This window comes from Haloprofundus sp. MHR1, assembly GCF_005155585.1.
GTDB classification, from domain to species: domain Archaea; phylum Halobacteriota; class Halobacteria; order Halobacteriales; family Haloferacaceae; genus Haloprofundus; species Haloprofundus halophilus.
Window position 1 is genome coordinate 2,651,063 of record NZ_CP039833.1, and the last position, 26,323, is coordinate 2,677,385.

The following is a 26,323-nucleotide window of genomic DNA, read 5'->3' on the forward strand; positions in this document are numbered from 1 at the left end:
GGACAGTCGCCGAGATTGTCAGAATTTGTATGTAATTACTTCTCACTCCGTTCGCTTTACACCGGTGTGAAACCCTCATCGAGTCGGCGGGAGTTGCTCAGGACGGCGTTCTCGGGCGCAGTAGTGGGTATCGTCGCTACGGCGGCGGATACCGGCGTCGCCGCAGGGGCGTCGACAGAGCCGTCGCTCGGAGCGACGGCCGACCCGTCGGAGGTCGAGTCTGCGCAGGGGACGGCGATTCCCGATTCGGTCGGCATCGAGACGGTCGCCGACGGGTTCGAGATACCGCTGGACGTCGCGTTCGTCCCCGGTTCCGACCAGCGGTACGTCGCCGAGCAGCGCGGCGTCGTCTCGGTCGTCGAAGCCGGGAGGGTGCGGGACCGACCCCTTCTCGACCTGCGGGACGCCGTCGAGGTCGACCTGGAGAAGGGGCTTCTCGGCATCGCCCTTCACCCGAACTTCGCCGAGAACCGGCGGCTGTTCGTCCGTTACAGCGCGCCGCGGCGGGCGAACACGCCGCGAAACTACAGCCACACGTTCGTCCTCGCGGAGTTCGCCGTGAGCGACGATGGCCGACGGGCCGACCGCGACTCCGAACGCGCGATTCTCGAACTCCCGGAACCGCAACCGAACCACAACGCTGGAGACCTCGCGTTCGGACCGGACGGCTTTCTGTACGTCGCCGTCGGGGACGGCGGCAACGGCGGCGACGTGGGGCCGGGTCACGTCGACGACTGGTACGACGCCGTCCCCGGCGGCAACGCCCAGGACGTGCGTCGCAACCTCCTCGGGAGCATCCTGCGCATCGACGTCGACGGCCGCGAGGACGGCAAACCGTACGCGACTCCCGACGACAACCCGCTCGTCGGCCGTCCTGGCCTCGACGAACACTACGCGTGGGGCTTTCGCAACCCGTGGCGGCTGTCGTTCGACGCCGAGAACCTCTTCGTCGGCGACGTCGGCGAGAGCGACTACGAGGAGGTGAACCTCGTCACGGCGGGCGGCAACTACGGGTGGAACGTCAAGGAGGGGACGCGCTGTTTCGCGGCGGAGTCCTGTCCGGACCGGACGGCCGAGTCGGTCCGCGGCGGCGAACGCCTCGTGGACCCCATCGTCGAGTACTCGCACGCCGAGGGGCCGCTCACCGGCAACTCCGTCATCGGCGGCTACGTCTACCGCGGGACGGCGCTTCCCGCGCTAGAGGGTCGGTACGTCTTCGCCGACCTGGACGCGCAGAACGAGTTGTTCGTCGCGACGCGACCCGAGGGCCAAGGGATGTGGCCGACGCGCGTCGTCGACGTGGTCGGTGAGGGAAGCGAGAACCTCGGACGCGTCTTCTCGTTCGGCCGCAACCCGGCGGGCGAACTGTTCGTGCTCGGGGGAACGTTCGACGGCGGTGCGCTGTACCGAATCGTCCCCGCGAGCGGGTGAGACCCGTCTCTCGACCCGTCAGCACACCGACTTCGGGTTCAGACCCAACTCGCCGAGCGCGTCGGCGTAGTCGTCGTACGCCAACTGGACGACGTACTCCGCCGTCGTCCGCGCGCGCTCCCAGTCGTCGTCCGTCTCACGGCCGCCGTCTAAGAGCTCCAACCCGCGTTCGAGGGTGTCCTTCGTCTCGTTCTTCAGGTCCCGGAAGAGGTCGGCGCGTTTCTCGTCGGCTTCGTTGACGAAGAAACTGATAATCTGGGTGTGCGTCCGCAGCGAGACGAGCGACCGGCCGACCATCCCGCCGGCGACGCGCGAGACGGTGTCGTCGCGTCCGCGGAGGTAGGCGTGCATCGGGCCGCTGTCGGCCTCGGCCGCCGCCTCGACGCTCTCCGCGGCGTCGCTGGCGTGGTCCATCGCGGCGACGACGCGCTCGTAGTGTTCGGCCTCCTGCTCGGCCACCGTCTCGAACGCCTCGCGGGCCGCGTCGTGGTCCTCATCCTCGGCCCACGAGGAGAACGTCCCGTAGGCGGCCGCCTCGCTCCCGGCGGCGACGCGGAGCACCGACTCGGCGTCCAGTTCGGCGTCGGTCAGTGCGACGAGCAGTTGGCTCGAACCCAGCCTGTCGAGTTCGGTTCGCTTCGCCGCTTCGACCGTCTCGCGGAACTCCGTGGCGTCCATACCTGTCGTGACGGGTGCTCGCGGGTTCAACGTTCGCCTCACCGCGCGTCGGGGGAGTCCGCTCTCGCCGCCGCGGGCTTTTGCCGTCGGAGAGCGTACGCCGACCCGTGAGCAGCGACGAGACCACACTCTCTCCGGCGACGCTGGCCGAAACGCTCCGCGCCGGCGGACGAGTCCGAGTGTTAGACGCTCGAAACCGCGACGAGGCCGACCGGTGGCCGCTCGGCGGCGGCGACGTGGAGACGACGCACCTGTCGTACATGCGGTTCGTGCAGGCGCAGGCGAGAGAGGAGGTCGGCGACCTCGCCGACGAGTTCGACGACGGCGAGCGCGTCGTCGTCGTCTGCGGGCGCGGCGAGTCGAGCGCGACGGTCGCCGCGGCGCTCCGCGAGCACGGCGTCGACGCGGTGAACCTCGAAGACGGGATGCGCGGGTGGGCGCGGGTGTACCACAGCGAAGAACTGGACGCCGACGCGGACGGCGCGCGGGTGTTTCAGTACCAACGCCCCGCGAGCGGCTGTCTCGCGTATCTCGTCGTCTCGGGCGACGAAGCCGCCGTCGTCGACCCGCTCCGACTGTTCGCCGACCGGTACGTCGAGGACGCCCGCGACCGCGGCGCGACGCTTCGCTACGCGATAGACACCCACGTCCACGCCGACCACGTCAGCGGTGTGCGCGACGTAGCCGAGCGGAGCGACGCGACCGTCGTCGTTCCCGAGGGCGCGGCCGACCGCGGACTCGCGTTCGACGCCGAACTGGTCGACGACGGCGACGAACTCCGCGTCGGCGACGCGACGCTCGAAGCGATGCACGTTCCGGGACACACCACCGAGATGACCGCCTACCGAGTCGGGGACCTCCTCCTGGGCGGGGACCTGCTGTTCACCGAGGGCGTCGCCCGTCCGGATTTGGAACGCGGCGACGAGGGAGCCGAGGAGATGGCGCGGCAGTTGCATCGGACGCTCCACGAGCGAGTCCTCACGCTGCCCGACGAGACCGTGGTCGCTCCCGGTCACTACAGCGACGTCGCTGAACCCGCCGAGGGCGGCGCGTACACTGCGACGCTCGGTGAGTTGAGGTCGCGGCTGGAAGCGCTCTCGACGGACGAGTCGGCGTTCGTCGACTACGCGCTGTCGGGGATGCCGCCGCGACCGAACAACTTCGAGGAGATAATCGAGGCGAACCTCGGCCGCGACGCCGTCGACGACGAGGAGGCGTTCGAGTTGGAGCTGGGCCCCAACAACTGCGCGGCGGCCGCCGACTGACGCCGTCGGCACTGGCGACCGGAGAGAACGAGAGAGTGGAGTCGGTCAGTCGTCGTCGGCCGCGGCGGCGTCGCCCGTCGACTGTGCGTCGCTCTCGATGCTCGGCGGGTACTTCCCGCGGTCGAGCTTCAGGTCGCTCTGGGGGCGAGCCATACAGGTGAGCGCGTACGTTTCGGCCTCCTCTTCGGTGAGTCCGCGCGCGGCGGGCTGTGTGACCTCTCCTTCGACGATCTCGGCCGAGCACGCCAGGCACATCCCGACGCGGCAGGAGTACTCCTGGGCGATTCCCTCGTCGATACAGGCTTTGAGAATCGTCTGCTTGTCGGAGATTTCGATGGTCTCGCCGGTGCCGACGAACTCGACGGTGTATTCGGGCATACTCGCCGGTACGAAAAGCCCGGAGAAAACTCTTTATGGTAGATACTGTCGCCTCGAAAGCGACGGAATAGGGCGCCGAGACACGCTCGAAGACGCAGCGGCGAGATACCCGCCGGTCGCGGTGTAGCGGTCGGACGGAAAGTGACCGTGTGATTGTCGGGGCCTCGCGTGCCGACGAACCTGTGGCGTACCCGTCCGCACGTCCGACAATCGCTCTCTGGTTACTCTGCCCGATTCATAATCGACCTGCTTGTGGCTACCGGGTCGAAGCCGCAGTCGTCGACTGTCCGACTCCGTCGCGTCGCTGTCGGCTCGGTGATCGGTTTCGGAGAAGGTGGTGTGTCAGGTGTGCCAACAGACGCCCGCTAAGCACGATTGCTGTCCGGGGGCTTCTGTAGCAACGACTGGGGTATCAAACAGGACATTGATAAAACTTTCTATATTTTCACCGAAACGGATACTGTCTTCTCCCTATAGTTACTTACGGTCGGGTCGGTCTCCATACAGACCGCGCGGTAATCGCGGTCACGACCGGGCTCCGAAAAGGTCCGATTCAGGGGGAGTGCACTGAACCGGGAATCGCATCCGGACGCGAACCATGCAAGCTCACTGACGGTGCCGAAGTCGCACCAGGGGGACGGTGCGGCGGTCGGCGTCGTCTCTGTCTGGATGCACTCTCACCGAGGGACTACACACCCAAAGTAACGTGCAGCCAAATGGCGAACAAGCCGGTATTTCCCGACGCTCGGGCAGTATCACGGCCATCGTAATCCGTTTCACGCTCGATTACGCCGAGATTGTAGTTCCGTAGGCCCTTCGTGTCCGTTCGGCCAGACAGACTGTTCGAGGAGACGGCAGGTAACGGAGAGGTCTCCGAACCGCGTCGTTCGGACTGCTGTCGCGTCGATACGGCGACCAGACGGGGTCAGTCTGGGAAACAGTTATACGTGGAACGCGCGTGCTCTGTACCGGTTGTCGGCGTAGCCGGACGCTCCCGTGTCCGGACGTTCCACCGGCCGCGACGGCCGCAAACGCCGTCGCCTGCGCGGCGACCATGCCTCTGATTTCGGGACCGGTCCTCACCGGACCGAGTTCCTTCGAACGACGTCGAGCGGACGCACTCTTCCCGCCCATCGGCGGTATCGACGACTTACTCGGTGTACGACGACGTTATTCGGCGTCCGTGACGTACCTCACGGTGAGCACCGGCGCGTCGGAACCCCGGACGACCCGCTCGGCGACGCTGCCGAGCAGATATCGGTCGAGTCCGCGTCGGCCGTGCGTCGCCATGACGACGAGGTCGACGTCGTGGTCCTCGCTGTAATCGACGATGATACTCGCCGGTGAGCCCGACTCGACGGCGGTGACAACGTCGAGGCCGGCGTCTTCGGCCCGGGAGCGGAGACGCTCGACGGCGGCGTCGCCCTCCTCTTCGAGCATCGTGAGAACCCTCTCGGCACCCAAGTCGACGGTGGCGAGCGTCCGCGTGTCGACGACGTAGAGCACGTGGATTTCCGCACCGTACGTCTCGGCGAGTTCGAACGCGTCGGGAGCGGCCGCCTCCGCCGCCTCGCTTCCGTCCGTCGGCAAGAGGATTCGGTCGTACATACGAGAGTGTACGCAGACCAGTGATTAGAACCCTCGCCCGAAAACGCCCCGAGAGTCTCTCCCGACGCGGTGACCCGACCGCGTCGGGGTCGGCGTCGCTTTTCGAGTTCGGGGGGCGGTCAGGCGCGGAGCGACCGAGCGCTCTCCTCGCACCGCTTGAGCGCTTCGTACCGCTCCACCTCGTCGAGCGACACGGTGTCCGCGGTTCGCCATCCACCGTCCTCGCCGCCGAACACGAGCGCCTTCACCCACGACTCGGTCGCCAACAGCAGCGCCTCGGTCGGCCCGCCGTCGTCGACGGCGATGGCCAACTCCACGGCGTCGGCGCGGTTCAGCGAGGCGAGTTCGGCGTCCGACAGCGGGCGACTCGGCAGCGAGTCGAGTATCGACATACGACGCGGTACGTCGTTGCGCCTGTTGACGGTTGCGAACCGCCTCGCTGCGAACACGTATCGACGCTACGAACCCGTACCGACGCTGCGAACCCGTACCGACGCCGCGGGCGGCGAAACCCGAAAGGCTTCTACCCCAGGGTGCGGCAGGAAGGGACATGACACCTCGCGGCGACGCCCGCTCCCGGTTCGACCGCGCGACGCTCGCGGTCGCCGCGCTCGCGGTCGTCGGTCTCGTCGCCCGTCTCGCCGGACTCGGCGCGAGGGCGTTTCACTGGGACGAAGCGCGCGTCGGCTACTGGACGCTCCGCTACCTCGACACCGGCGCGTTCGAGTACCGCCCCGTCGCCGGCGGGACGTTTCTCCCGCTCGTCAACCGCCACGTGTTCGCGCTCTTCGGCGCGAACGACTTCACCGCTCGCCTCGTCGTCGCGCTCGCGGGCGGGCTGCTCCCGCTCGTCGCGCTCCTCTACCGAAGCCGACTCCGCGACGACGAGACGGTCGCGTTCGCGCTCGTCCTCGCCGTCGAACCGGTGCTGCTCTACTACTCGCGGTTCGCCCGCGGCGAGTTGCTGCTGACCGCGTTCTCGCTGCTCGCAGTCGGCTGCTTCCTCCGCGCCGTCGACGCCGACAGTCGCCGGTCGCTGTACGCCGGCGTCGCCGCAGTCGGTCTCCTGCTCTCCACGTCGGGCTTCGCGGTCGTCACGCTCCTCTGCTGGGCGCTGGCGGCGGTGCTGACGTTCGACCACCTCCGCGTCCGCGGCGATTCGAACCCGGTCGCGGCCGCCGGACGCATCCGGCGCGGACTCGTCTCGCGGGCGACGCCGCTGGCGCGCTCGACGTTCCTCCTGCTCGGCGTGGTGTTCGTCTTCTACGCGCCCCGCGCTGGCGACGCCGACGACGTCGGCCTCTGGAACCTGACGACGCTCCCGGCGACGGTCGAGTCGGCGTTTCTCGGGTCGTTCCGGAAGTTCTGGGCCGTCCGCGTCGACTACCGGCGGACGAACGGCCACGAACTGCTCCCGTACGTCCTCGACTACGCCGAACTGCTCGTCACCGCGTCGCTCCCGGTGCTCGGTCTCGCCGTCGGGGCGTTCTTCTACGACCGCTATCTGACCGGCGGGCGGCGACCGCTGCTGCAGTTCTTCGGCTTCTGGGCCGGCGTCTCGCTGCTCCTCGTGCCGATGCTCGCCGAGCAGTTCGCGCCGTGGCTCGCCGTCCACACGGTGGCCGCGCTGACGCTTCCGGCGGCGCTCGGCGTGGCGGCGCTCGCACGGATGGGGCGCGTCGGACTCGAACGCGACCGAGCGGCCCGCGTCGGCGTCGTCGCACTCGTCTCGCTCGTCCTTCTGGCGCACGTCGGCGGCGTCGTCGCCGCGAACGTCTACGGCCAACCGGGCCCCGACGACGACCTCGCGCAGTACGCACAGCCCTCACAACCGCTCGAACCGATGCTCGAAAACGCCTCGGCGGCGATGGAGCGCACGGACGGCCCCGACGTCGTCTACGTCGGTGAGGCGTTCTACACGCTGAACGCCGACAGCGACCGCCGGCCGCCGGTGTCGGACGCGTGGGGGAACCGACTTCCGCTGCCGTGGTACTTCGAGCGCCTCGACGCGCGACAGACGAGCGTCGCCGACCCGAACGGGTTGACGATGGTCGCCGGCGAACCGGCGGTCGTCGTCGCGGACGGGGAGACGCGGAGTCAGGTCGCTCGGCGACTGGAGGGGTACGAGTCGACGCGCTACGAACTCGGACTGTGGAACCGGGAAGTGTTCGTCTTCGTGAAGCAGTAGTCACTCGCGGATAGCGCGGGCCGTCCGGATACGCGGGACGTCCAGTCGGAATACGGTCCGGGCGTCGGCTGCGACTTCACCTTCGCTCGGCGCTGCGTCGTCGCGCACGGCGCACTCCGGCGAGGCCAACGGCCACACCGCTCCCGAGTGCGTGGAGGATTGCACGGCGGTTCACGTTACCGCCGTCGAGAACGCGAGATAAATACTTTCAGGTCAGCCGACAGCTCAGCGGAAGCCCATCGCTTCGATCTGTTCCTGGTACCGGTTGCGGATGGTGACCTCGGTCACCTGCGCGACGTCGGCGACTTCGCGCTGGGTCTTCTTCTCGTTACAGAGAAGCGACGCCGCGTAGATGGCGGCGGCGGCGAATCCGGTCGGCGACTTCCCCGAGAGCAGGCCCTGCTCGGCGGAGACGTCGATGATTTCGGTCGCCTTCGCCTGCACCTCCTCGGAGAGTTCGAGCGCGGAGGCGAAGCGGGGAACGAACTGCTTGGGGTCGACGGGCTTCAGTTCCAGACCGAGTTCCTGCGAGATGTAGCGATAGGTCCGGCCGATCTCCTTCTGCGGTACGCGGGATACTTCGGCGACTTCGTCGAGGCTCCGCGGAATCCCCTCCTGTCGGCAGGCCGCGTAGAGCGCGCTCGTGGCCACACCCTCGATTGAGCGCCCGCGGATGAGGTCCTCGTTGAGCGCGCGGCGGTAGATGACCGACGCGACTTCGCGAACCGACCGCGGGACGCCCAGCGCGGAGGCCATCCGGTCGATCTCGCTGAGCGCAAATTGGAGATTACGCTCGCCGGCGTCCTTGGTTCGGATGCGTTCCTGCCACTTGCGCAGTCGGTGCATCTGACTGCGCTTCTCCGAGGAGAGCGAGCGCCCGTAGGCGTCTTTGTCCTTCCAGTCGATGGTCGTCGTCAGCCCGCGGTCGTGCATCGTCTCGGTGATCGGCGCGCCGACGCGGGATTTCGACTGACGCTCGGAGTGGTTGAACGCCCGCCACTCCGGTCCGCGGTCGATAGAGCGCTCGTCGATGACGAGGCCGCAGTCGTCGCAAACGAGTTCACCCTGGTCTGCGTCCGTGATAACATCAGTAGAACTACATTCCGGACACTGCAGGGTCTCGTCCGACGTCTGTTCCGCTTGCTGCTCTCGCTGACGCTGCCGACTCGGACGTTCCATAAAAAGCTTGTGGGCAACGGAAGGTTTAAACCTTTGTAACAGAACTTTGACTGACAATTCGTAACAAGGCGTCGCCTTCTGCCATGTTTGGTAAATTATATATAATGTAATACAAATTTGGAGGTCGCTCGTAGTGTTGTCTACTAGGTTGAAGTTCCCGCTCGGAATCATACGACAGGGAGTTCCGGTGTCCACGACGTGAGACGCGTTTCGCGGTCGGTAGACACCGGATTCGAGGGGAGTGGGGGTTGGAGCGTGTGACCCCCGTGAGTCGTTATGTCAGCATCGGGTATTAGTGTTCGTGAGGTCCGTGCGAATCTCCACCTCGATCCTCTTCCGACGGCGCTCGATGCCGGATAGTTATGCGCACTGTGCATTCACAAAGGTTTTTGTATAACTAAAAGGTATGCAGTAGTAGCATGAGTACCACTCACTCTCACGACGTTCGACAGGCGCTCGACGGGTGTCGCCCGGCGGACGTTACCCCGGTTCGTCTCGACGCGACGGTGCTCGATTCGACTGCGCCGTCGTACCTCCGCGACCTGAAAGCGGAGCTCGGCGAGGAAGGCTACCAGCCGGCGACGCTCGTCGTCGAGGCGCGTTTCGACGAGGACTGCTCGCTGGCGACTCAGCGGGAAGCCGACCGTCTCCGCGACCACGTCCGCGCGGCGGCGTTCCTCGGCGCGGGTCGGCTCGACGTCGTCGTCGACGAAGTGGCTGCGACCGAGAAGGTCGAACCCGCACTCGCGGCGCTCCGCGAACGCGCCGAACAGGAGGGCGTCACGCTTACGCTCTCGGGGGACGCTACTCTCGCCTGATGGGAGACAGGCGCGCGCTGGAGACGCAACTGGCCGTCGTCGCCGGGTTCGATAACCCGCAGATTCGTCTCGAACAGTATCCGACGCCGCCGGATATCGCCGCCCACGTCGTTCACCTGGCGGACTTGCAGGGCGACGTCGACGGCCGGACGGTCGTGGACCTCGGCACCGGCACGGGGATGTTGGCGCTCGGGGCGGCGCTTCGCGGCCCCGACCGCGTCGTCGGCGTCGAACTCGACGCCGAAGCGCTCGCCACCGCCCGCGACAACGAACGCCGGGTCGGAACCACGACGCCGATTCACTGGATTCGCGCCGACGCGACGCGCGCCCCGCTGTGCGTCTCCGACAGCGCCTCGAAGACGACGGTGCTGATGAACCCGCCGTTCGGAGCGCAGAACGGCAACCGCGGGGCCGACCGAGCGTTTCTCTCCACCGCGGCGGCACTCGCCGACGTCTCGTACTCGATTCACAACCGGGGGAGCCGGGAGTTCGTCGAGTCGTTCGCCGCCGACGAGGGCGGCGAGGTCACCCACGCCTTCGGCGCGACGCTGACGCTGGAGCGACAGTTCGACTTCCACGACGAGGCGACGAAGGACCTCGACACCGAGGTGTTCCGGATTCGGTGGTCGTGAACTCGCTCACCGGTACCGCTCTCTCGACGCGACTCGCACTCGGGTCCCGTTCGTCTCGGCGTACAGTTTTCCGTCTCGGTTCGTGAACCGAATCTCTCTGAGCGTCACCGACTCGTTCGTCCGGGGGACGGGCGCGGAGACGGTGTCGTTCTCGGTGCCGACGACGAGGCGGAAGCTCTCGTTCTCGGCCGCGATAGAGACGTTCTGTCCGGCGACGACCGGTTCGGCGGTCGCCGGCGGCGACGTGTACGCCGGCGTCTCGTCGCCGTCGACGGCGAGCGTCACCCGATAGCTCGCGTTGCTGCCGGCGAGCGACCACCCGGTTCGGTTCGCGACGACCGTCTCGCGCCACCCGACGCCGCCGACGCGGACCGCCGACCGCCCTCTGAACGCGAGTTGCGCTTTCGACACCTCTCTCGTCCAGATGTTTCGGTCGGGGTTGCGCACGACGACGCCGGAGGTAGTGACGCTCGTCGACTCGCCGAACCCTTCGAGGTCGAGCACCGACACCATCCCGTTGGTCACGTTCTCGGCGTAGGTCACCTCGTAGCCGCGGACCTGCACCGACTCCCCGGGCGAGTCGTCGCCCGCCGTCGTCACCATGTTGACCGCGATAGCCGGCCCGGTTATCGCCGCCGCGCCGACCAGCAGCAGGGCGACGGCCGCCTGCCGGCCCGTCACCGACCGGAGTCCGTTTCGTCCGCCGCTTTCGCCGCCCCTCTCGTCCCCGCTCTCTCGCGTTCGACGCCCCGAGCCGTCACCGACGACGTCGCCGGCCCGCTCGCGAACCGACGCGCCGACCCGGCCGAGGAGCGGACGGCCGCTCGCACCGACGGCGGCGGCGACGAGCGTCGCCAAGAGGAGGACGAGGGCGAGACCGACTGCGCGAAAGAGCACGTAGCTGTCGCCGCCGCGGTACCAGTACACCGCCCACAGCGACTGCGAGACCGAGAAGAGGAGCACGCCCGTCCAGAGCCGCAACGTCGAGGGGTACTCGTCGCCGCGGCGGTCGACCATCCACAGCGCGAGAAACACGCCGGCGAGAAGCCCGATGGCGTGCCCCTGAATCGCTATCTGCGCCCACCACGGGGAGACGATGGTCTCGCGCGAGGACGCGACGGTCGTCGGGTCGACCAGCGAGTCGTACAGGAGGTCGACGACGCGACTGGCCGACAGCGCCAGGACGGTGGTGAGCGGGTAGTAGACGAGCGCGAACCCGGCGAACGCGAAGACGACGCCCGAGAAGCCGACGATGGGGCCCACCGAGAACAGGGCGGTGAAGAGGCCGACGGCGACGACGGCGGCGGGAAAGAGGAGGAACGCGCGGACCCGCGGGTCGGCACGCCACTTCGACGGCCCGAGGCTCTCACCCTCGCGCGCCGTCGGATAGTGACCCCACGCGTACTCGACCAGCGGCGCGAGCGTCAGCGTCCCGAACAGATTGCCGAGGAGGTGGCCCGCCCCCGAGTGCGAGAACGCGGCCGTGAGCATGCCGGTCGGGTAGAGATACGACCACGCTCGGAAGGGGATGACGACGGGTCGATACCAGTACTGGTACCCGCCCTGGACGACGAGGTAGACGGCGAGCACGAACAGCGCCGAGACGAGCGTCCCCCACGGCACCCCGTAGAGCAGCCGCGACCGAAGCGCGGCGACTCGCTGTTCCCGGCGGTCGTCCAACCGCCACGCGACGTACAGACAGGCGACGGCGACGGCGACGAGCGCGAGTCGAGAGAGGGGGAGCCACGACGGAACCGCGAACATACCGACTCCAAGGCGGGCCGGAGTATCAAACCCGATGCTCGGTGCGCCGTGTGCGCTCCCTCTCGGTCACAACGACCGCAGTTCCGTCTGCGGGTCGACCACCCACTCGGTCCCCGTCTCGGTTATCTCGACCATCTCCTCTTGGCCGACGTAGCCCCACTCGGTGTCGACGCCGAGCTCCATCGTGTAGATCTCGCCGACGCGAACCTCGCCGTTCGGAGCGTCGCCGTAGCGGTCCCAGAGCGGACCGAGCAACGTCCCGCCGTCGTGGGCGGCGCGGCCGACCTGGTGGCCGAAGGCGTGCTCGAAAGCGGGCCACCCAGCGTCGGTCAGCGCCTCCCGCGCCGCGGTGTCGACTTCGTGTCCTTCCACTCCTGCTTCGAGCACCCCGTGGCCGGCGTCGATGGCCGCGCGAACGTCCTCGAACGCCGACCGGAGGCCGTCGGGCACGTCGCCGCGGACGTACAGCCGCTGGATATCCGCCGAGTAGCCGTCCTGACGGACGCCGAAGTCGACGTGCAGGAGCTCGTTTCTCGGGACGCTGCGGTCGCCGGGTAGCGTGTGGCCGACTTCGCTCGCCCCGCCGGCGTGGACCGTCGGGCAGTACTCCCAGCTCCACGCGCTGCCGAGGTCGCGCTCGGTCATCCGCGCGTGGAGCCAGTCGACGATTTCGGCTTCGGTCCACGAGGGGTCCCACGCCTCGACCATCGCGGCGAGCAGCTCCTCGGTCGTCTCGGCGGCGGCGTAGATGCGTTCCCGCTCGGTCGCGGACTTCAGCCCGCGGACCTCGCGGACGACGTCGCCCGCGCTCGCGAACTCGTACTCGTCGCCGATGGCGTCCCGCAGTTGGAGGTAGAGACCGTGCGTGAGGCCGTCGGCGACGTTGTCGTCGCGGTCGAAGTTGACGGCGACCGTCTCGGCGTCGGCGGCGACGGAGTCGAGCGCCTCCCGGAGCGCGGGGACGAACGATTCGTCGTAGGGGTAGACGTCGTGGACGCCGAGCCGCTCGGCGTTGGGTGCGTCGTGGCGGCCGAGAACGACGGCCGACGCCTCGGGACCGACGACGACGGCGGTGGGCCAGACGACGTCGAAACCCAGGATGTAGGGGAGACACGGTTCGTCGACCTCGTCGGTTTCGCGGCAGAAGGTGATCCAGCAGTCGGTGTCGTCGGAGGCGACGGCGGCGCGGGCCTGCTCGACTTTCCCGGCGATGAGCGTCTGGTCCATGGCGGACGCTCACGGGGGAGGACGATAGTCGTTAGCGTGGCGGAACGACGGGCGCGTCGAAAACGGGTTATATCTTCGATTCGGCGTCGTTGGCCAGTTCTTCCATCCGCTTGCCGACGCGGCCCGCGTTGGAGAACTCGTCGTCGCTCATCGCGCTCGCCAGCGCGTTGCCGAGGACGAAGACGGCGTGTTTGTGCTCACTCTTGGACTTGTGGACGTGCGAGGGCTCGACGCTCAGTTCGTCGTAGGGGTCGAACAGCGACGAGTCGACGCCCTCCTGGGAGCGGAAGTACTCCATGATAATCACCATCTGTTCGTGTAGTTCGAGCAGGTCGTCCTTGTGCATAGAAATCGGTAGGTCTGTTTTCGTTTTAAGGGTTATTGCGGCGTTCTGCCACACCGACACGAGTGGCTCAGAAGACGTACTCGTCTTCGTGGCCCATCATCCCGTCGTCTTCGAAGCCCGGTTCGTCGTTGTCCATCGGTCCGCTGGTCTTGTAAGCCTTCATACCGGTCGAGAGCAGTTCTTCGACCGCCTCCTCGCGGTTGACGAACTCGCCCTGTTCGACGAGTTGGGCGATCTGCATCTCGATGTGCTCGGGGATGTTCATCTTTACTTTGGGCATTTATCGAACGTGGGTTTGGATACGCCGTATTTAAAGTTGACGCCGAGTGAAACGTTCGCAGGCGCCCTACGGTACGAGCTATCACGATGACGGTCGTGGAGCCGCAAACGTCGGTTTCGTTTTCGCGCATCCACCAGCGGCCCTGTACAAATTCACGGAGAGAGTCGACAACGATAGGTGAGTGGCGACGAACGATGCGGTATGAGCAAGAACGTCACCGGTCTCTACGAGGAGTTCGGCGGGGATAGACTCCCGCCCGGCCAGCGCAAGACCGAGCGGTTCCCGGTGCTCTCGAAGAGCGGGACGCCGTCGTGGGACCCGGCGTCGTGGCAGTTCGACGTGTGGGGCGCGGTCGACGAGCGGTTGCAGTTCTCCTACGAGGAGTTCAAAGACCTGCCCGCAGAAACCCAGATTCAGGACTTTCACTGCGTCACCGGGTGGAGCAAGTTCGACTGCGAGTTCGCGGGCGTGACGTTCCCGACGCTCGCGGAGATGGCCGGCGTCGACGACGACGCGGTCCACGTGATGTTCCACGCCCTCGACGGCTACACGACGAACCTCTCGCTCGAAGAGTGCATGCGCGACGAGGTGCTGTTCGTCTACGAGTACGACGGCGAACCGCTCCCGGCGGACCACGGCGGCCCCCTCCGCGTCGTCACCCCGCACAAGTACGCCTACAAAGGGGCCAAATGGGTCGAGGGCGTTGAGTTCCTCACCGAAGCCGAGCGCGGCTACTGGGAGAAACGCGGGTATTCCAATACTGCTAACCCGTGGAACGAGGAGCGATATAGCTGATAACGGCTCTGTTGAAACCCTCAAGCGGTGATAGATTTCAGGATTCGTGCTGAATACAGGGCGCGAGTCGGTCACTCGACCCCCGCTAGTCTTGGTGTTAAATACAGGTAGTTCTCAGATTCAATAAAAGCAACTGTATATACTTCTTTAGTTCAAAATGAGGCTGAGTGTCTTACTAAATATCACATACATAGCTAGAGTTACTACAACCCGACTTAGAATACCGAGTCCAAAGAAATCGCCCACAAGAAAACCAAGGACGACGGTGAAAACCACCGCAAGATAGGTGGCCCACCCCGGAAGTGTCTCGGTTATAGCGTCGTGCATATTGAACTGTCTACTGTATGTCTGTGATGCGACCTATATCCTCCGGAGCAGACAGCGGTGCGAGATTGAAGCGGTAAATGCACACTACCTGAGGGCTGTTTCATTACTGGCTGAGTGAAACAAACATCAATGGCTTGCTGAATACATCCCTCTGTATTCAGCACGCCACATCTGTCATCGGATGAGGGTTTCAACAGGGCCCTGATAACGTAGTTTCGTCGAATTCCACGGCAGTAGCTACCTGACGAATTTGCACTAGATAGGGAGCTGATGTTCCACGAATGCCCTATGTTTTGGACTTGTTAGCCCAAACGATGGACGCTAGAAAATACTATAATCCGATACTACAACACCCATTGTAAATGGACAGTATATCGTATCAACACATTCTCTATTATTCGCCCTCACACATTCAACAGTTGTTCTTCGATCGAATTGATGATACCTCGAAAGTGGTCAGAGAAGAGGAAGAAAGAAGCAAACTTCGGGCTGGACTGAGTGCGTTTTTACCCGGGAATGTCCAAGGAGAAAAGCAGACTAGAGAGAGTGTTATGAAGACGGTGAACCACAGCGAGGATTATATTCAAACAAAACGTGTAGTGAATGACCTTCTTGATGACAACACGATACCACGAATCAAAGAACTAGATATAGACAATATTTCAACATTGTATCGTTTTTCTTGTGAATGCCAGTTACTCCCCGCAGATGACTCACCAGAGGGAGCCAACTTGGTTGAAGTTATTGGACGAGAAGGCGATTTTTCATTTGAAGGCATCACGTCTCTCGATAACTGGAGTTCATTGAGTGACACACTATTTGCTATTCGAAATGACATTCCGTACCCGCTTGAGGGAATTATACAGCTTAGAGACATTGAAAATCAAATCATCAGCGATGAGATTGATTACCAAGTTCTTGAGCAAGCGGACTGCAAGGTGAATTTCATCTTCATCTGCCAATCAAACCGAGAAGAATTCCAAAAGTGGTTGAATCGACGCACTCTTATGAACGAATACTACGAGAGGGGGAACTAAAGAGGCGCTATGTGCTGTTTTTCCGATTGAAAGCTGTTCTCCGCGAGCGAGGCGAAGCCGAGCGAGCGGGCCGAGGAACGAACGGAGGCGGCGAAGCCGCCGAAGTGAGTGACGAGTGCTTTTGGTCCAGCTTTTGCCGAGGGCGCGCGAAGCGCGCCCGCAGCGCAAAAGGTGGGGTTGAAAAGCCCCGCGTCCTAACCCCCCTTAGATGAACCCGGCGCAGCGCAACCAGCAGACGACGGCGTCGCACGCCGAGTCGACGCTCGTGAGTCGGTCCTGCGAGATTCCGGACGTTTCGTTTCGGGCCTTCCTCGCCGACCAGACCGCCCCCCGAGTCCACTGGGCGTCGCCCGACGGCCTCGAACTCGTCGGCGGCGGGGCGGCGGCGCACCTCAGCGCGTCGGGACCGGAGCGGTTCGACCACCTCCGCGACGAGGCGGCCGCCGTCTTCGACGACGTCGACCACGAAGGGCCGGCGGCGACGCGGCCGCGGATGCTCGGCGGCCTCTCGTTCGACGCCGGTCACGAGGAGACGCCGCCGTGGACCGGCTTCGCGGCGGCGACGTTCGTCCTCCCGCGCGTGCAGTTGACCCGCGGCGACGACGCGACGTGGCTCACTGTCGTCGAGTACGGGCCGGACGCGACGCCCGAAACGGCCGACTCGGCGCTCGACGCCGCGCGCGATTCGCTCTCGGAACTGCCGATGATGCGACCCAGCGGCGGGTCGCCCGGCGTCGTTGACAGACGCTGGCGGACGCCCAGAGACGAGTGGGTCGCGCAGGTCGAACAGGTCACCGAGCGCATCCGGTCGGGCGACCTGCTGAAAGTCGTGTTGGCGACGGCGCTGGACCTCGAACTCGCCGAGCGAGTCGACATCCCGGACGTGCTCGAACGGCTGCGCCGGACGTACCCCGAGTGTTATCGCTTCCTCGTCCAACCGACCGACGAGGCCGCCTTCTTCGGTCCGCCGCCGGAGCGCCTCGTCAAGCGCGACGGCCGAACCGTCGAGACCGAGGCGCTGGCGGGGTCGATGCCGCGCGGCGAGACGCCCGAGGACGACGCCGACTTCGCCGCGTCGCTGCTGGAGAGCGAGAAACTCCAGCACGAACAGCAACTCGTCGCCGACACCGTCTGCGAGCAGTTAGAGAGATTCGGCGACGTGACCGCCCACGACAAACGCATTCGCAAACTGAGCAACATCCAGCACCTCTGGACACCCATTTCGGCGACGCTCGACGACGACACGCACGTGCTGTCGCTCGTCGAGGCGCTGCACCCGACGCCCGCCGTCGGCGGCCTGCCGCTGGAGGCGGCACTGGAGACGATTCGACAGACCGAGTCGTTCGACCGCGGCTGGTACGCCTCGCCCGTCGGTTGGTTCGACGCCGAAGGCGACGGCGAGTTCGCCGTCGGGATTCGCTCCGGAGTCGCGGGCGGGACGCGGGCGACGCTGTTCGCGGGCAACGGCATCGTCGGCGACAGCGACCCGGAGGCGGAGTGGGAGGAGCTCCAGCCGAAAGTTCGGCCGATTCTGGACGAGTTGGAGCGGTAGTCTGCGAGGCGACCCGTTACCCGTTCTTCTCCCGCCGTTCGTCACTCGTCGTCGACGGCCGCTCGACCGGACTCCGAGGGCGTGTAGTCCCACTTGTCGTACTCCTCGGCGAACTCGGCGTAGTAGTCCGCCTTCCGCCGCAGTCGAGGGACGAGCTCCCGCAGCGTGTACCCCTCGCGGCGAAGCCGACGGACGAGGTGGAGAATCTCGCGGTCTAACTGGTCTTCCGAATCGATGTCGTGCTGTTCGACGAGGGCGTGTTCGTCGTTCACGGTCGCCCGTTGGCGCGGTCCGTTATAGGTCTCTTGAGCGAGCGGCGACGACCCTTGCGAAGCGAGGAGCGGTACGAGGCTATCGCGCCGCCTATTTGACGGCGCGCGCCAAGGTCTGAACGATGATTGCGCCGAACCGAAACACGCTGTGGGCGCGCGTGCTCGTCGACGAACTCGCCGAGGCGGGCGTGTCGGCGGTCTGCATCGCTCCCGGCAGTCGTTCGACGCCGTTGACCGCCGCGTTCGACCGCCACGACGACATCCACGTCTTCTCGCATCTCGACGAACGCTCGGCGGCGTACTTCGCGCTCGGCCGGGCGCGGCGAACCGGCGACGTGACGCCGCTCGTCTGCACGTCGGGCACCGCTGCTGCGAACTTCCATCCGGCGGTCGTCGAGGCCTCGCAGGCGCGCGTCCCGATGCTCGTGTTGACCGCCGACCGCCCGCCGGAGCTCCGCGACTCGGGGGCGAACCAGACTATCGACCAGGAGAAGCTCTACGGCGACTCCGTCCGCTGGTACAAAGACCTCCCCGAGCCCGAGGCCACGGACCGAAAACTCCGCGGGCTCCGGACGACGGCGCACCGCGCGCTGGCGCAGGCGACCGGCACGCCCTCGGGTCCGGTTCACCTGAACGTCCCGTTCCGCAAGCCGCTGGAACCCGTACCGGTCGACGGTGACGTGCCCGCCGACCTCCCGCCGCTGGCCGCTCACGGCCGCGAGGGGGGTAGCGGCGACCGCGACGGCGCGTACGTCCGGACGACCCGCGGCGTGCCGCAGTTGGACGACCGGGAGCTCCAGCAGATAGCCGAACTGCTCTCGGCCGAGCGCGGCCTCGTCGTCGCCGGACCCGCCGACCCGCCGGGCGTCGACCCGGAGGCGGTGGCGGTTCTGGCGCACGGCACCGGGTTCCCGATTCTGGCCGACCCGCTCTCCGGTCTCCGGTTCGGCGGCCACGTCCGGACGACGCCCGTCGTCGGCGGCTACGACGACTTCCTCGCGGCCGAGGCCGTCGCCGACTGGCCCGACCCCGAGGTCGTGCTTCGGATCGGCGCGTCGCCCACCTCGAAGCCGCTCAGGAAGTACCTCGCGCGGACCGGCGCCCGGCAGTTGGTCGTCGACCCCGCCGCCGAGTGGCGAGAAGCCGAGTTCGCGGCGTCGGATCTCGTCGTCGCCGACCCCTCCCGCCTCGCCGCCCACGTCGCCCGGCTCGTCGCCGGTCCCGACAGCTCTACGTGGCGAGACTGGTGGCTCGCGGCCGACCGCGAGCACTGGGAGACGGTCGACCGAGCTGACGAGCTGTTCGAGGGGAAGGTTCTGGAAGACGTGGCCGACCTCGCGCCGGACCCGTCGACGCTGTTCGTCTCCAACAGCATGCCGGTCCGCGACCTCGACCGGTTCGCCCGCCCCTCCGACAAGAACGTCACCGCGCTCGGTAACCGCGGCGCGTCGGGCATCGACGGCATCGTCTCGACGGCGCTCGGCGCGGGCAGCGCGACGACCGACCCGCTGACGCTCGTCCTCGGCGACCTCGCGTACTACCACGACATGAACGGTCTGTTGGCGCTCGGGCGGTGTGAGGTGGACGCCACGGTCGTCCTCGTCAACAACGACGGCGGCGGCATCTTCCACATGCTCCCCATCGAGGAGTTTGACCCGCCCTTCACCTCGCAGTTCAAGACGCCGCACGGCCTCGACTTCGAGGCGACGGGCGACCTCTACGACCTCGACTTCGAGCGCGTCGAAGCACGAGAGGAGTTCCGCGAGGCGTACGCCGAATCCGTCGCGAGCGCCGGCACGCAGGTCATCGAGGTTCGAACCGACGCCGAGGAGAGCCACCGAACGCGGGAGGCGCTACACGAGCAGGTCGTCGAACGCGTCGCCGACCTCCACTGACGGAGAGTCTGCGTTTCCGACGACCGGCCACCGTCGCCCGACACCCGCCGAGCAGAGATTTACGTACTTCCCGACGAACGCCTAACGCATGTCCTCACCGCGCCGCGGCACGGACCCGTCAACCGAGCAACGGCAGCTTCGCCCGCGCGAGGAACCGGACGGACTCGGCCGCGTCCTGGAAGACCTCTTCTCCGGCGGCGGTTCGGTGGCCGTCCTGACGATACCCGCCACGCTCTGGCTGCTCTCGGTGACGGCGGGCCGAAGCCTCTTCGCCGCCGCCGACGTCGTCTTCGTCTTCGGCGTCGCCTTCGTCTCGCTCGCCGTCTCGGTAAGCGCGTTCCGCGGCGACTGGGTCGGCGTCGGTCCGGCGTGGCCGCCGCGGTCGTACGCGCTGGCCGGCCTCCGCACCGTCGGCTACAACGTCGCCCTGTGGGCGGCGACCAGCCTCGCGCTCCTCCCGGGGCTTCCCGCCGGCCCGCGCATCGGCGTCGGCGCCGTTTCCGGTGACTTCGTCGGCGTCGTCGTCGCCGTCGCCGTTCCGCCGCTGGCAGTCGCGGCGCTGCTTCGGGCGTGTCACGCCATATACGAGTTTAGAACGGCGAGTGCGTGAACCAGCGGCGGATGCACCGAGGCGAACGCGCGGCCGCCCGACGGCAACCTTTTTCGCGGCTCCGGACCCGCCTTTCGTATGGTCTCGGAGCTCTTCGACCCCGACCGCTGGGAGGTCGTCTCGACGGATTTCTCGGACATCACCTACCACCGCGCCGTCGACGCGCCCGTCGTCCGCATCGCCTTCGACCGCCCCGAAGTGCGCAACGCGTTCCGCCCGGGCACCGTCGACGAACTCCACGCCGCGCTCGACCACGCCCGCAAGCAGGCCGACGTGGGCTGCGTGCTCCTGACCGGAAACGGCCCCTCCGAGAAGGACGGCGGGTGGGCGTTCTGCTCCGGCGGCGACCAGTCGGTCCGCGGCGGCTCGGGCTACGAGTACCGCGGCGACGACGAAGCCGCCGAGGACGACGACCCCGCCGTCAAGACGGCGAAGGCGGGCCGTCTGCACATCCTCGAAGTGCAGCGACTCATCCGCTTCATGCCCAAGCCGGTCATCGCCGTCGTCCCCGGTTGGGCCGTCGGCGGCGGCCACTCCTTACACGTCGTCTGCGACCTGACGCTCGCCTCCGAGGAACACGCGAAATTCCTCCAGACCGACCCCGACGTCGCCTCTTTCGACGGCGGATTCGGGTCGGCCTATTTGGCCCGGCAGGTCGGCCAGAAAAAAGCTCGCGAGATTTTCTTCCGCGGGAAGACGTACTCCGCCGAGGAGGCCGTCGACATGGGGATGGCGAACGAGGCGATTCCGCACGACGAACTGGAGGACGTGGCGTTCGAGTGGGCAGAGGAGATCACGAGCAAGAGCCCGACGGCGATTCGGATGCTGAAGTTCGCGTTCAACGCCATCGACGACGGGATGGTCGGCCAGCAGGTGTTCGCGGGCGAGGCGACCCGTCTGGGTTACATGACCGACGAGGCGAAGGAGGGCCGGGACGCGTTCTTGGAGAAGCGGGAGCCGGAATTCTCGAAATACCCGTGGCACTACTAACCCACCTTTTTTAACGGGGTCCTCACGCCGCTTCGCGGCGCTCGAACCCCGCCAAAAAATCTGGACCAAAAAAGACCGGTCGCGCACGGCGCGACCGGTGAACCGCGCTCACGACTCTGTCGTTCGCGCGGATGCTACACCGTTGATTTGCTCAGCTTTTTACTCTCGGCCTTGCTCAACACTGCCTCCGCGAACTTCCGGTCGAACGTCTCCTCGGGCAGTTCCTCGAACCACGCCGCTCGCTCGATGTTCTCGTCGGCGACGCCGAGGTCGGTGCCGACTTCCGAGTCGAGGTGCCGACCCGACATGCCAAATTTGACGACTCCCTAGCACGGAGACGGAGCCAATGAGTACGCAGAACATCTCGCGCCGGAGGGCGTGGGTCATCGCGGCGCGGCCGCAGACGCTCCCGGCCGCCGCCGCGCCGGTCGTCGTCGGCGTCGGTCTCGCGTTCCACGACTCTGTCTTCGCCTTCTGGCCCGCCGTCGCCGCGCTCGTCGGCGCGGCGCTCATCCAGATCGGGACGAACTTCGCCAACGACTACTACGACGCGATGCAGGGCGCGGACACCGAAGCGCGCGAGGGCTTTACTCGGGTAACCGCGGGCGGTCTCATCGACCCCGAGGAGGTGAAGCGGGCGATGTATCTCACCTTCGCCGTCGCTATCTTGCTGGGTACGTACCTCGTCTACGTCGGCGGCGTCCCTATCCTCGTCATCGGTCTCCTCTCGGTCGCCAGCGGCATCGCCTACACCGGCGGCCCGTACCCGCTCGGCTACCACGGGTTGGGCGACGTGTTCGTCTTCGTCTTCTTCGGCCTCGTCGCGGTCACGGGCACCTACTACGTCCAGGCCGCCTCGATTCTCGCCGACCCCCTCGCGGTGGGCGTTCCGGCCGGAACCGTTCCCCTCGAAGTGATTATCGCCTCGCTGCCCGTCGCGGCCATCTCGACGAACATCCTCGTCGTCAACAACGTCCGAGACAGGGAGGAAGACGCGACGACGGGCAAACGGACGCTCGCGGTCCGCTACGGGTACGGCTTTGCGCGGGCGGAATACGTCGCCATGTTCGCGCTGGCCTACGCCGTTCCCGCCTACTTCTGGTTGGCGGCGGACTACGCGTGGACGGTGCTCCTGCCGTTTTTCACGCTGCCGCTCGCGATTCGGCTGACCCGCATCGTCGTCACCGAGACGAAAGGCGAGAAACTGAACCCCGCGCTCGAACGGACCGGGAAACTGCTGGCGGCGTACGCGGTGTTGTTCGCCGCCGGGGTGGCCGTCGGGTCTGTGATGTGATATGCGGGGTGTGAGAGTCGAACCGTTCTCGCTTCGTCTCCGGAAGCCGCTCGGCACGGCGAACGGCGAGATACGAGAACGCCGCGGTTTCCTCGTCGGCGTCGAGACCGACGACGGCGTCCGGGGCGTCGGCGAGGCGACGCCGCTCCCGGGGTGGACCGAGTCGTACGTCGAGTGTCGCGCCCGGTTGGAGGAGTTGCAGGACGCCGCAGACAGGGGCTACGAGTTCGACGCCGCGACGCTCGGGCCGGCGGCCCGTCACGCGGTGAACCTCGCGCGGATGGACGTCGAGGCTCGCGCACGGGAGGTGGCACTGCACGACTGGCTCGCCGAGCAGTTCGGGACGCGGCGCGGCGGAGCCGCTCGACCGGCGACCGTCCCGGTCAACGCCACCGTCGGCGACGGGGCGCTCGACGAAACCGTCTCCGCGGCCGAAATCGCGGTGGAAGGCGGCTTCGACTGTCTCAAACTGAAAGTCGGCGCGCGACCGTTCGAGGCCGACGAGAAGCGGCTTCGAGCGGTGCGCGACGCCGTCGGCGACGACGTCGTTCTCAGAGCCGACGCCAACGGCGCGTGGGACCGCGGGACGGCCGAGCGGGCGGTCGACCTGCTCGCCGACCTCGACTTCTCGTACGTCGAACAACCGCTCCCCGCCGCCGACCTCGACGGGCACGCAAAGTTGAGAGGTCGCGGCGTCGGCGTCGCCCTCGACGAGACGCTGTACGACTCGTCCGTGTCGCTGCCGCTGAACATCCGCGACCACGCCGACGTGCTGGTTCTGAAACCGATGGCGCTGGGCGGCCCGGGACCGACGCTGTCGCTGGCGCGGTATCTCCGCCGATGCGACGTCGAACCGGTCGTCACGACCACCGTCGACGCCGCCGTCGCCCGAGCCGCCGCCGTCCACGTCGCCGCCGCGCTTCCAGAAGTTCCGCCGTGCGGTCTCGCTACCGGCGACCTGCTCGCCGAGGACCTCGTCGACGACCCGGTTCCGGTGATAGACGGGGAGAGTTCGGTCCCCGAGGGACCGGGTATCGCGGGCGTAACGTTCGACTCTCTGTTGCGATACTGAACGGGTCCCGTCACTGCCGAGCGAAGCGCGACGAGTTCGACGAAGTGCGACGAGGTGTGACGGAGTTCGACGGGGCGCGGCGAGTGCAACAGAGTTCGACGGAGCGCGGTGACTGCGACGGAGTTCGACGAGGTGCAACGGAGCGCGACGAAGTGCGAGGCGACGGGGAAATCGACACCCGTCGTCGGTTTACGAGCGTTGTTCGAAACAAACCTTTTAGCGACGGCGGACATGTGGTGAGATGGCACATGACAAATTTAGTCACAAACATCGCCTCGACGGTGGAGGAACACCCCGAGAACCTCGCGCTGAGCTTCAAGGGCAACGACGTGAACTATCGGGAGTTCTGGGGACAGACCGGCGCGTTCGCCTCCGGTCTCGCCGAGGCCGGCGTCGGCGAGGGCGACCGCGTCGCCATCTACCTGCCCAATCTCCCGCAGTTCGTCGTCGCGTTCCACGGGACGCTCCGAGCCGGCGGCGTCGTCGTCCCGATGAACCCGCAGTACAAAGCCCGCGAAATCGGCCACCTGTTGGCCGACAGCGGCGCGAAAGTCGTCGTCGCGCTCTCGGACCTCGTGCCGTTCGTCGAGGAGGTACAGGACGAGACGGACGTCGAACACGTCGTCGGCGTCGGCGGCGAGTCCGCGGGCGCGACGTCGTTCGAGGCCTTCTGCGGCGACCCGGAGTTCGAGACGGTCGACCGAGACGACGACGACGAGGCCGTCCAGCCGTACACGTCCGGAACGACCGGCCAACCGAAGGGCGTCCTCCTGACGCACCACAACCTCGCGTCGAACGCAGAGCAGTCCATCGCCATCGTCCCCGACGGCATCCGCGCCGACGACAAACAGCTCGGGGTACTGCCGCTGTTCCACATCTACGGCATGACCGTCGTGATGAACGCGACGCTGTTCGGCGGCGGCGCGTACTACCCGTTACCGTCGTGGGACGCCCAGGAGGCGATGTCGCTCGTCGCCGACGAGGGGCTCACGCTGATGCACGGCGTCCCCGCGATGTACAACGACGTCATCAACCAACCGAACGCCGAGGAGTTCGAGCTCTCCTCGCTTCGGCTCTGCGGCGTCGGCGGTGCGGGCATCCCGGTCGAGGTTCTCAGAAAGTTCGAGGAGCTCTACCCGGTCGAAGTCTACGAGGGCTACGGCCTCACCGAGACCAGCCCCGTCACCCACTTCAACAGCCCCAAGGACGGCCGCCGCGTCGGCAGCATCGGGAAGGCGCTGCCCGGCATCGACGCGCGCATCGTCACCGAGGAGTTCGAGGAGATCGGCCCGGTCTCGGAGGGTCCGGTCGACGAAGACGAGGTGGATTTGGACGAAATCACGGGCGAACTCGTCATCAGCGGGCCGAACGTGATGAAGGGCTACTACAACCTCCCCGACGCGAACGCCGAGGTGTTCACCGAGCACGACGGCAAGCGCTGGTTCCACACCGGCGACCTCGGCTACCACGACGAGGACGGCTTCTTCTACGTCGTCGACCGCGCCAAGCACATGATAAACACCGCGGGCTACAACGTCTACCCGCGCGAGGTCGAGGAGCTGCTGTTCGAGCACGAGGCCGTCGCCGACGTCGCCGTCGTCGGCATCCCGGACGACCGCCGCGGCGAGACGGTGAAAGCGTTCGTCGTCCGCGCGCCGGATGCAGACGTGAGCGCCGACGACGTCCGCGAGTACTGCCTCACCAACCTCGCGGAGTACAAACACCCCCGCGAGGTCGAGTTCGTCGACGAACTGCCGCGGACGACGACCGGGAAGGTCCAGAAGTTCGAACTCGTCGGCGAGGCCGAGGCGTCGGATGACTGAGGACGACTCCGACGGCGACGACGACTCTACGGAATCCGAAATCGGCACGGACGGCGGTACCGACGCCGTGCTCCTCGACAGAGACGCGGAGACGGGCGTCGCCACCATCACGCTGAACAACCCCGGTCTGCGCAACGCGCTCACCGTCGACGTCGCCGACGGTCTCATCGACGCGCTCGACGAGCTGGAGGGGTCGGACACTCGCTGTGTCGTCGTCACTGGTTCCGAGGGGTCGTTCTCGGCGGGCGGCGACGTGAACGCGATGATGGAACTGCAGTCGGGGAGCTGGTCGCTCGACGAAGCCGTGCGGCACATTATCCAGAACACGGGGAGATGCGTCCAGCGACTCGCCGAGTGCGAGTTCCCCACGGTGGCGAAAATCGAGGGCGTCGCCGTCGGGGCCGGTGCGAACGTCGCCATCGCCTGCGACGTGCAACTGATGAGCGAGGAGGCCCGGATGGGCTTCGGGTTCCGGCAGGTCGGCCTCGCCGTCGACTCCGGCACCTCCTATCTCCTCCCGCGGCTCGTCGGCGACAACGTGGCGAAGGAACTCGTCTTCACCGGCGAGTTGCTCGACGCGGAGCGAGCGCTCGACCTCGGTCTCGTCAACCACGTGTACTCCGACGAGGAGTTCGACGAGCGGGTCGACGCGTTCGTCGAGAAAATCGCCGAGGGACCGACCGTCGCGCTCCGGACCTCGAAGCGACTGCTCGACCAGGGGTGGGAACTGTCGCTCTCGTCGGCTATCGCCAACGAGGCGGGCGCGCAGTCGGCGGTGTTCGAGACGACGGACCACACCGAGGGCGTCGAGTCGTTTATGGGTAAGCGCTCGCCCGACTTCCGCGGCGAGTAGCGGAGGCGG

Annotated in this window: 26 protein-coding genes; 15 read left to right on the top strand and 11 right to left on the bottom strand. The window is 66.5% G+C overall.

Going from position 1 to position 26,323, the window contains the following annotated elements; translation table 11 throughout:
• The first annotated feature begins 66 nt into the window (after positions 1-66).
• A complete protein-coding gene (locus FCF25_RS13465) occupies positions 67-1,431 on the top strand; it encodes a sorbosone dehydrogenase family protein (RefSeq protein ID WP_217353073.1) in 1,365 nt (454 codons plus the stop codon).
• Positions 1,432-1,449: 18 nt separating this feature from the next.
• Here the strand turns inward: FCF25_RS13465 and FCF25_RS13470 are convergent, their stop codons facing one another.
• Positions 1,450-2,109, bottom strand: a complete 660-nt coding sequence (locus tag FCF25_RS13470) for a rubrerythrin family protein (protein WP_137049044.1) — start codon at positions 2,107-2,109, stop codon at positions 1,450-1,452.
• A 107-nt stretch (positions 2,110-2,216) separates the two neighbouring features.
• Here FCF25_RS13470 and FCF25_RS13475 point away from each other — a divergent pair, with 107 nt between their 5' ends.
• Entirely contained in the window at positions 2,217-3,374 is a 1,158-nt protein-coding gene (locus FCF25_RS13475; RefSeq protein WP_217353074.1) for an MBL fold metallo-hydrolase, read from the top strand.
• 45 nt (positions 3,375-3,419) lie between these two features.
• On the opposite strand, the gene FCF25_RS13480 is transcribed toward FCF25_RS13475, so the two are convergent.
• The 3 genes from FCF25_RS13480 to FCF25_RS13490 all read right to left on the bottom strand — a co-directional run bounded on the left by FCF25_RS13480 (position 3,420) and on the right by FCF25_RS13490 (position 5,752).
• A complete protein-coding gene (locus FCF25_RS13480) occupies positions 3,420-3,752 on the bottom strand; it encodes a 2Fe-2S iron-sulfur cluster-binding protein (protein ID WP_137049046.1) in 333 nt (110 codons plus the stop codon).
• A gap of 1,170 nt (positions 3,753-4,922) precedes the next feature.
• On the bottom strand, positions 4,923-5,360 hold the full coding sequence (locus tag FCF25_RS13485) for a universal stress protein (RefSeq protein WP_137049047.1): 438 nt from the start codon (positions 5,358-5,360) through the stop codon (positions 4,923-4,925).
• Between the two features lie 119 nt (positions 5,361-5,479).
• On the bottom strand, positions 5,480-5,752 hold the full coding sequence (locus FCF25_RS13490) for a hypothetical protein (RefSeq protein WP_117591337.1): 273 nt from the start codon (positions 5,750-5,752) through the stop codon (positions 5,480-5,482).
• 158 nt (positions 5,753-5,910) lie between these two features.
• Here FCF25_RS13490 and FCF25_RS13495 point away from each other — a divergent pair, with 158 nt between their 5' ends.
• Positions 5,911-7,548, top strand: a complete 1,638-nt coding sequence (locus FCF25_RS13495; RefSeq protein WP_137049048.1) for a flippase activity-associated protein Agl23 — start codon at positions 5,911-5,913, stop codon at positions 7,546-7,548.
• Positions 7,549-7,773: 225 nt separating this feature from the next.
• Here FCF25_RS13495 and FCF25_RS13500 read toward each other — a convergent pair whose 3' ends face one another.
• On the bottom strand, positions 7,774-8,727 hold the full coding sequence (locus FCF25_RS13500) for a transcription initiation factor IIB family protein (protein ID WP_058581587.1): 954 nt from the start codon (positions 8,725-8,727) through the stop codon (positions 7,774-7,776).
• Positions 8,728-9,146: 419 nt separating this feature from the next.
• On the opposite strand from FCF25_RS13500, the gene FCF25_RS13505 reads away from it, so the two are divergent.
• Positions 9,147-9,545, top strand: a complete 399-nt coding sequence (locus FCF25_RS13505; protein WP_117591335.1) for a hypothetical protein — start codon at positions 9,147-9,149, stop codon at positions 9,543-9,545.
• On the top strand, positions 9,545-10,177 hold the full coding sequence (locus FCF25_RS13510; RefSeq protein ID WP_137049049.1) for an METTL5 family protein: 633 nt from the start codon (positions 9,545-9,547) through the stop codon (positions 10,175-10,177). The genes FCF25_RS13505 and FCF25_RS13510 overlap by 1 nt, the downstream gene beginning before the upstream one ends.
• Positions 10,178-10,183: 6 nt before the next feature.
• Here FCF25_RS13510 and FCF25_RS13515 read toward each other — a convergent pair whose 3' ends face one another.
• The 4 genes from FCF25_RS13515 to FCF25_RS13530 all read right to left on the bottom strand — a co-directional run bounded on the left by FCF25_RS13515 (position 10,184) and on the right by FCF25_RS13530 (position 13,794).
• Positions 10,184-11,941 (bottom strand): rhomboid family intramembrane serine protease, encoded by a 1,758-nt coding sequence (locus FCF25_RS13515; protein WP_137049050.1) that lies wholly within the window; start codon positions 11,939-11,941, stop codon positions 10,184-10,186.
• Between the two features lie 66 nt (positions 11,942-12,007).
• A complete protein-coding gene (locus FCF25_RS13520) occupies positions 12,008-13,168 on the bottom strand; it encodes a Xaa-Pro peptidase family protein (RefSeq protein ID WP_137049051.1) in 1,161 nt (386 codons plus the stop codon).
• A gap of 67 nt (positions 13,169-13,235) precedes the next feature.
• Positions 13,236-13,514: a UPF0058 family protein gene (locus tag FCF25_RS13525; RefSeq protein ID WP_117591331.1), complete on the bottom strand. Its 279-nt coding sequence runs from the start codon at positions 13,512-13,514 to the stop codon at positions 13,236-13,238.
• Between the two features lie 67 nt (positions 13,515-13,581).
• Positions 13,582-13,794 (bottom strand): cell surface protein, encoded by a 213-nt coding sequence (locus FCF25_RS13530; protein ID WP_117591330.1) that lies wholly within the window; start codon positions 13,792-13,794, stop codon positions 13,582-13,584.
• A 201-nt stretch (positions 13,795-13,995) separates the two neighbouring features.
• Between FCF25_RS13530 and FCF25_RS13535 the strand changes: the two genes are divergently transcribed.
• The 3 genes from FCF25_RS13535 (at position 13,996) to FCF25_RS13545 (ending at position 17,505) form a co-directional block, all read left to right on the top strand.
• Positions 13,996-14,589 carry a sulfite oxidase-like oxidoreductase gene (locus FCF25_RS13535; protein ID WP_137049052.1) on the top strand — a complete coding sequence of 198 codons (594 nt, stop codon included), beginning with the start codon at positions 13,996-13,998 and terminating at the stop codon, positions 14,587-14,589.
• Positions 14,590-15,278: 689 nt separating this feature from the next.
• Positions 15,279-15,953, top strand: coding sequence for a hypothetical protein (locus tag FCF25_RS13540; protein ID WP_137049053.1), 675 nt, complete (start codon positions 15,279-15,281; stop codon positions 15,951-15,953).
• A gap of 208 nt (positions 15,954-16,161) precedes the next feature.
• The gene (locus FCF25_RS13545) at positions 16,162-17,505 is read left to right on the top strand and encodes an isochorismate synthase MenF (protein WP_137049054.1); all 1,344 of its coding nucleotides are present in this window, start codon (positions 16,162-16,164) and stop codon (positions 17,503-17,505) included.
• 41 nt (positions 17,506-17,546) lie between these two features.
• On the opposite strand, the gene FCF25_RS13550 is transcribed toward FCF25_RS13545, so the two are convergent.
• Positions 17,547-17,777: a hypothetical protein gene (locus tag FCF25_RS13550; RefSeq protein ID WP_117591326.1), complete on the bottom strand. Its 231-nt coding sequence runs from the start codon at positions 17,775-17,777 to the stop codon at positions 17,547-17,549.
• Between the two features lie 122 nt (positions 17,778-17,899).
• On the opposite strand from FCF25_RS13550, the gene menD reads away from it, so the two are divergent.
• The 3 genes from menD to FCF25_RS13565 all read left to right on the top strand — a co-directional run bounded on the left by menD (position 17,900) and on the right by FCF25_RS13565 (position 21,272).
• Positions 17,900-19,672, top strand: coding sequence for a 2-succinyl-5-enolpyruvyl-6-hydroxy-3-cyclohexene-1-carboxylic-acid synthase (menD, locus tag FCF25_RS13555; RefSeq protein WP_137049055.1), 1,773 nt, complete (start codon positions 17,900-17,902; stop codon positions 19,670-19,672).
• An 88-nt stretch (positions 19,673-19,760) separates the two neighbouring features.
• Positions 19,761-20,282 carry a hypothetical protein gene (locus FCF25_RS13560; RefSeq protein ID WP_137049056.1) on the top strand — a complete coding sequence of 174 codons (522 nt, stop codon included), beginning with the start codon at positions 19,761-19,763 and terminating at the stop codon, positions 20,280-20,282.
• Positions 20,283-20,360: 78 nt separating this feature from the next.
• The gene (locus FCF25_RS13565; protein ID WP_137049057.1) at positions 20,361-21,272 is read left to right on the top strand and encodes a 1,4-dihydroxy-2-naphthoyl-CoA synthase; all 912 of its coding nucleotides are present in this window, start codon (positions 20,361-20,363) and stop codon (positions 21,270-21,272) included.
• A 134-nt stretch (positions 21,273-21,406) separates the two neighbouring features.
• Here the strand turns inward: FCF25_RS13565 and FCF25_RS15725 are convergent, their stop codons facing one another.
• Complete coding sequence (locus FCF25_RS15725; RefSeq protein ID WP_157972623.1) at positions 21,407-21,580, bottom strand: hypothetical protein; 174 nt, start codon at positions 21,578-21,580, stop codon at positions 21,407-21,409.
• 77 nt (positions 21,581-21,657) lie between these two features.
• Between FCF25_RS15725 and FCF25_RS13570 the strand changes: the two genes are divergently transcribed.
• From FCF25_RS13570 to FCF25_RS13585, 4 genes are all read left to right on the top strand, one after another.
• A complete protein-coding gene (locus FCF25_RS13570) occupies positions 21,658-22,566 on the top strand; it encodes a 1,4-dihydroxy-2-naphthoate polyprenyltransferase (protein ID WP_394347887.1) in 909 nt (302 codons plus the stop codon).
• 1 nt (position 22,567) lies between these two features.
• Positions 22,568-23,638: a mandelate racemase/muconate lactonizing enzyme family protein gene (locus FCF25_RS13575; protein WP_174786383.1), complete on the top strand. Its 1,071-nt coding sequence runs from the start codon at positions 22,568-22,570 to the stop codon at positions 23,636-23,638.
• A 248-nt stretch (positions 23,639-23,886) separates the two neighbouring features.
• A complete protein-coding gene (locus FCF25_RS13580) occupies positions 23,887-25,461 on the top strand; it encodes a long-chain fatty acid--CoA ligase (protein ID WP_137049059.1) in 1,575 nt (524 codons plus the stop codon).
• Positions 25,454-26,314, top strand: a complete 861-nt coding sequence (locus tag FCF25_RS13585) for an enoyl-CoA hydratase/isomerase family protein (protein WP_137049060.1) — start codon at positions 25,454-25,456, stop codon at positions 26,312-26,314. The genes FCF25_RS13580 and FCF25_RS13585 overlap by 8 nt, the downstream gene beginning before the upstream one ends.
• The last annotated feature ends 9 nt before the right edge of the window (positions 26,315-26,323 follow it).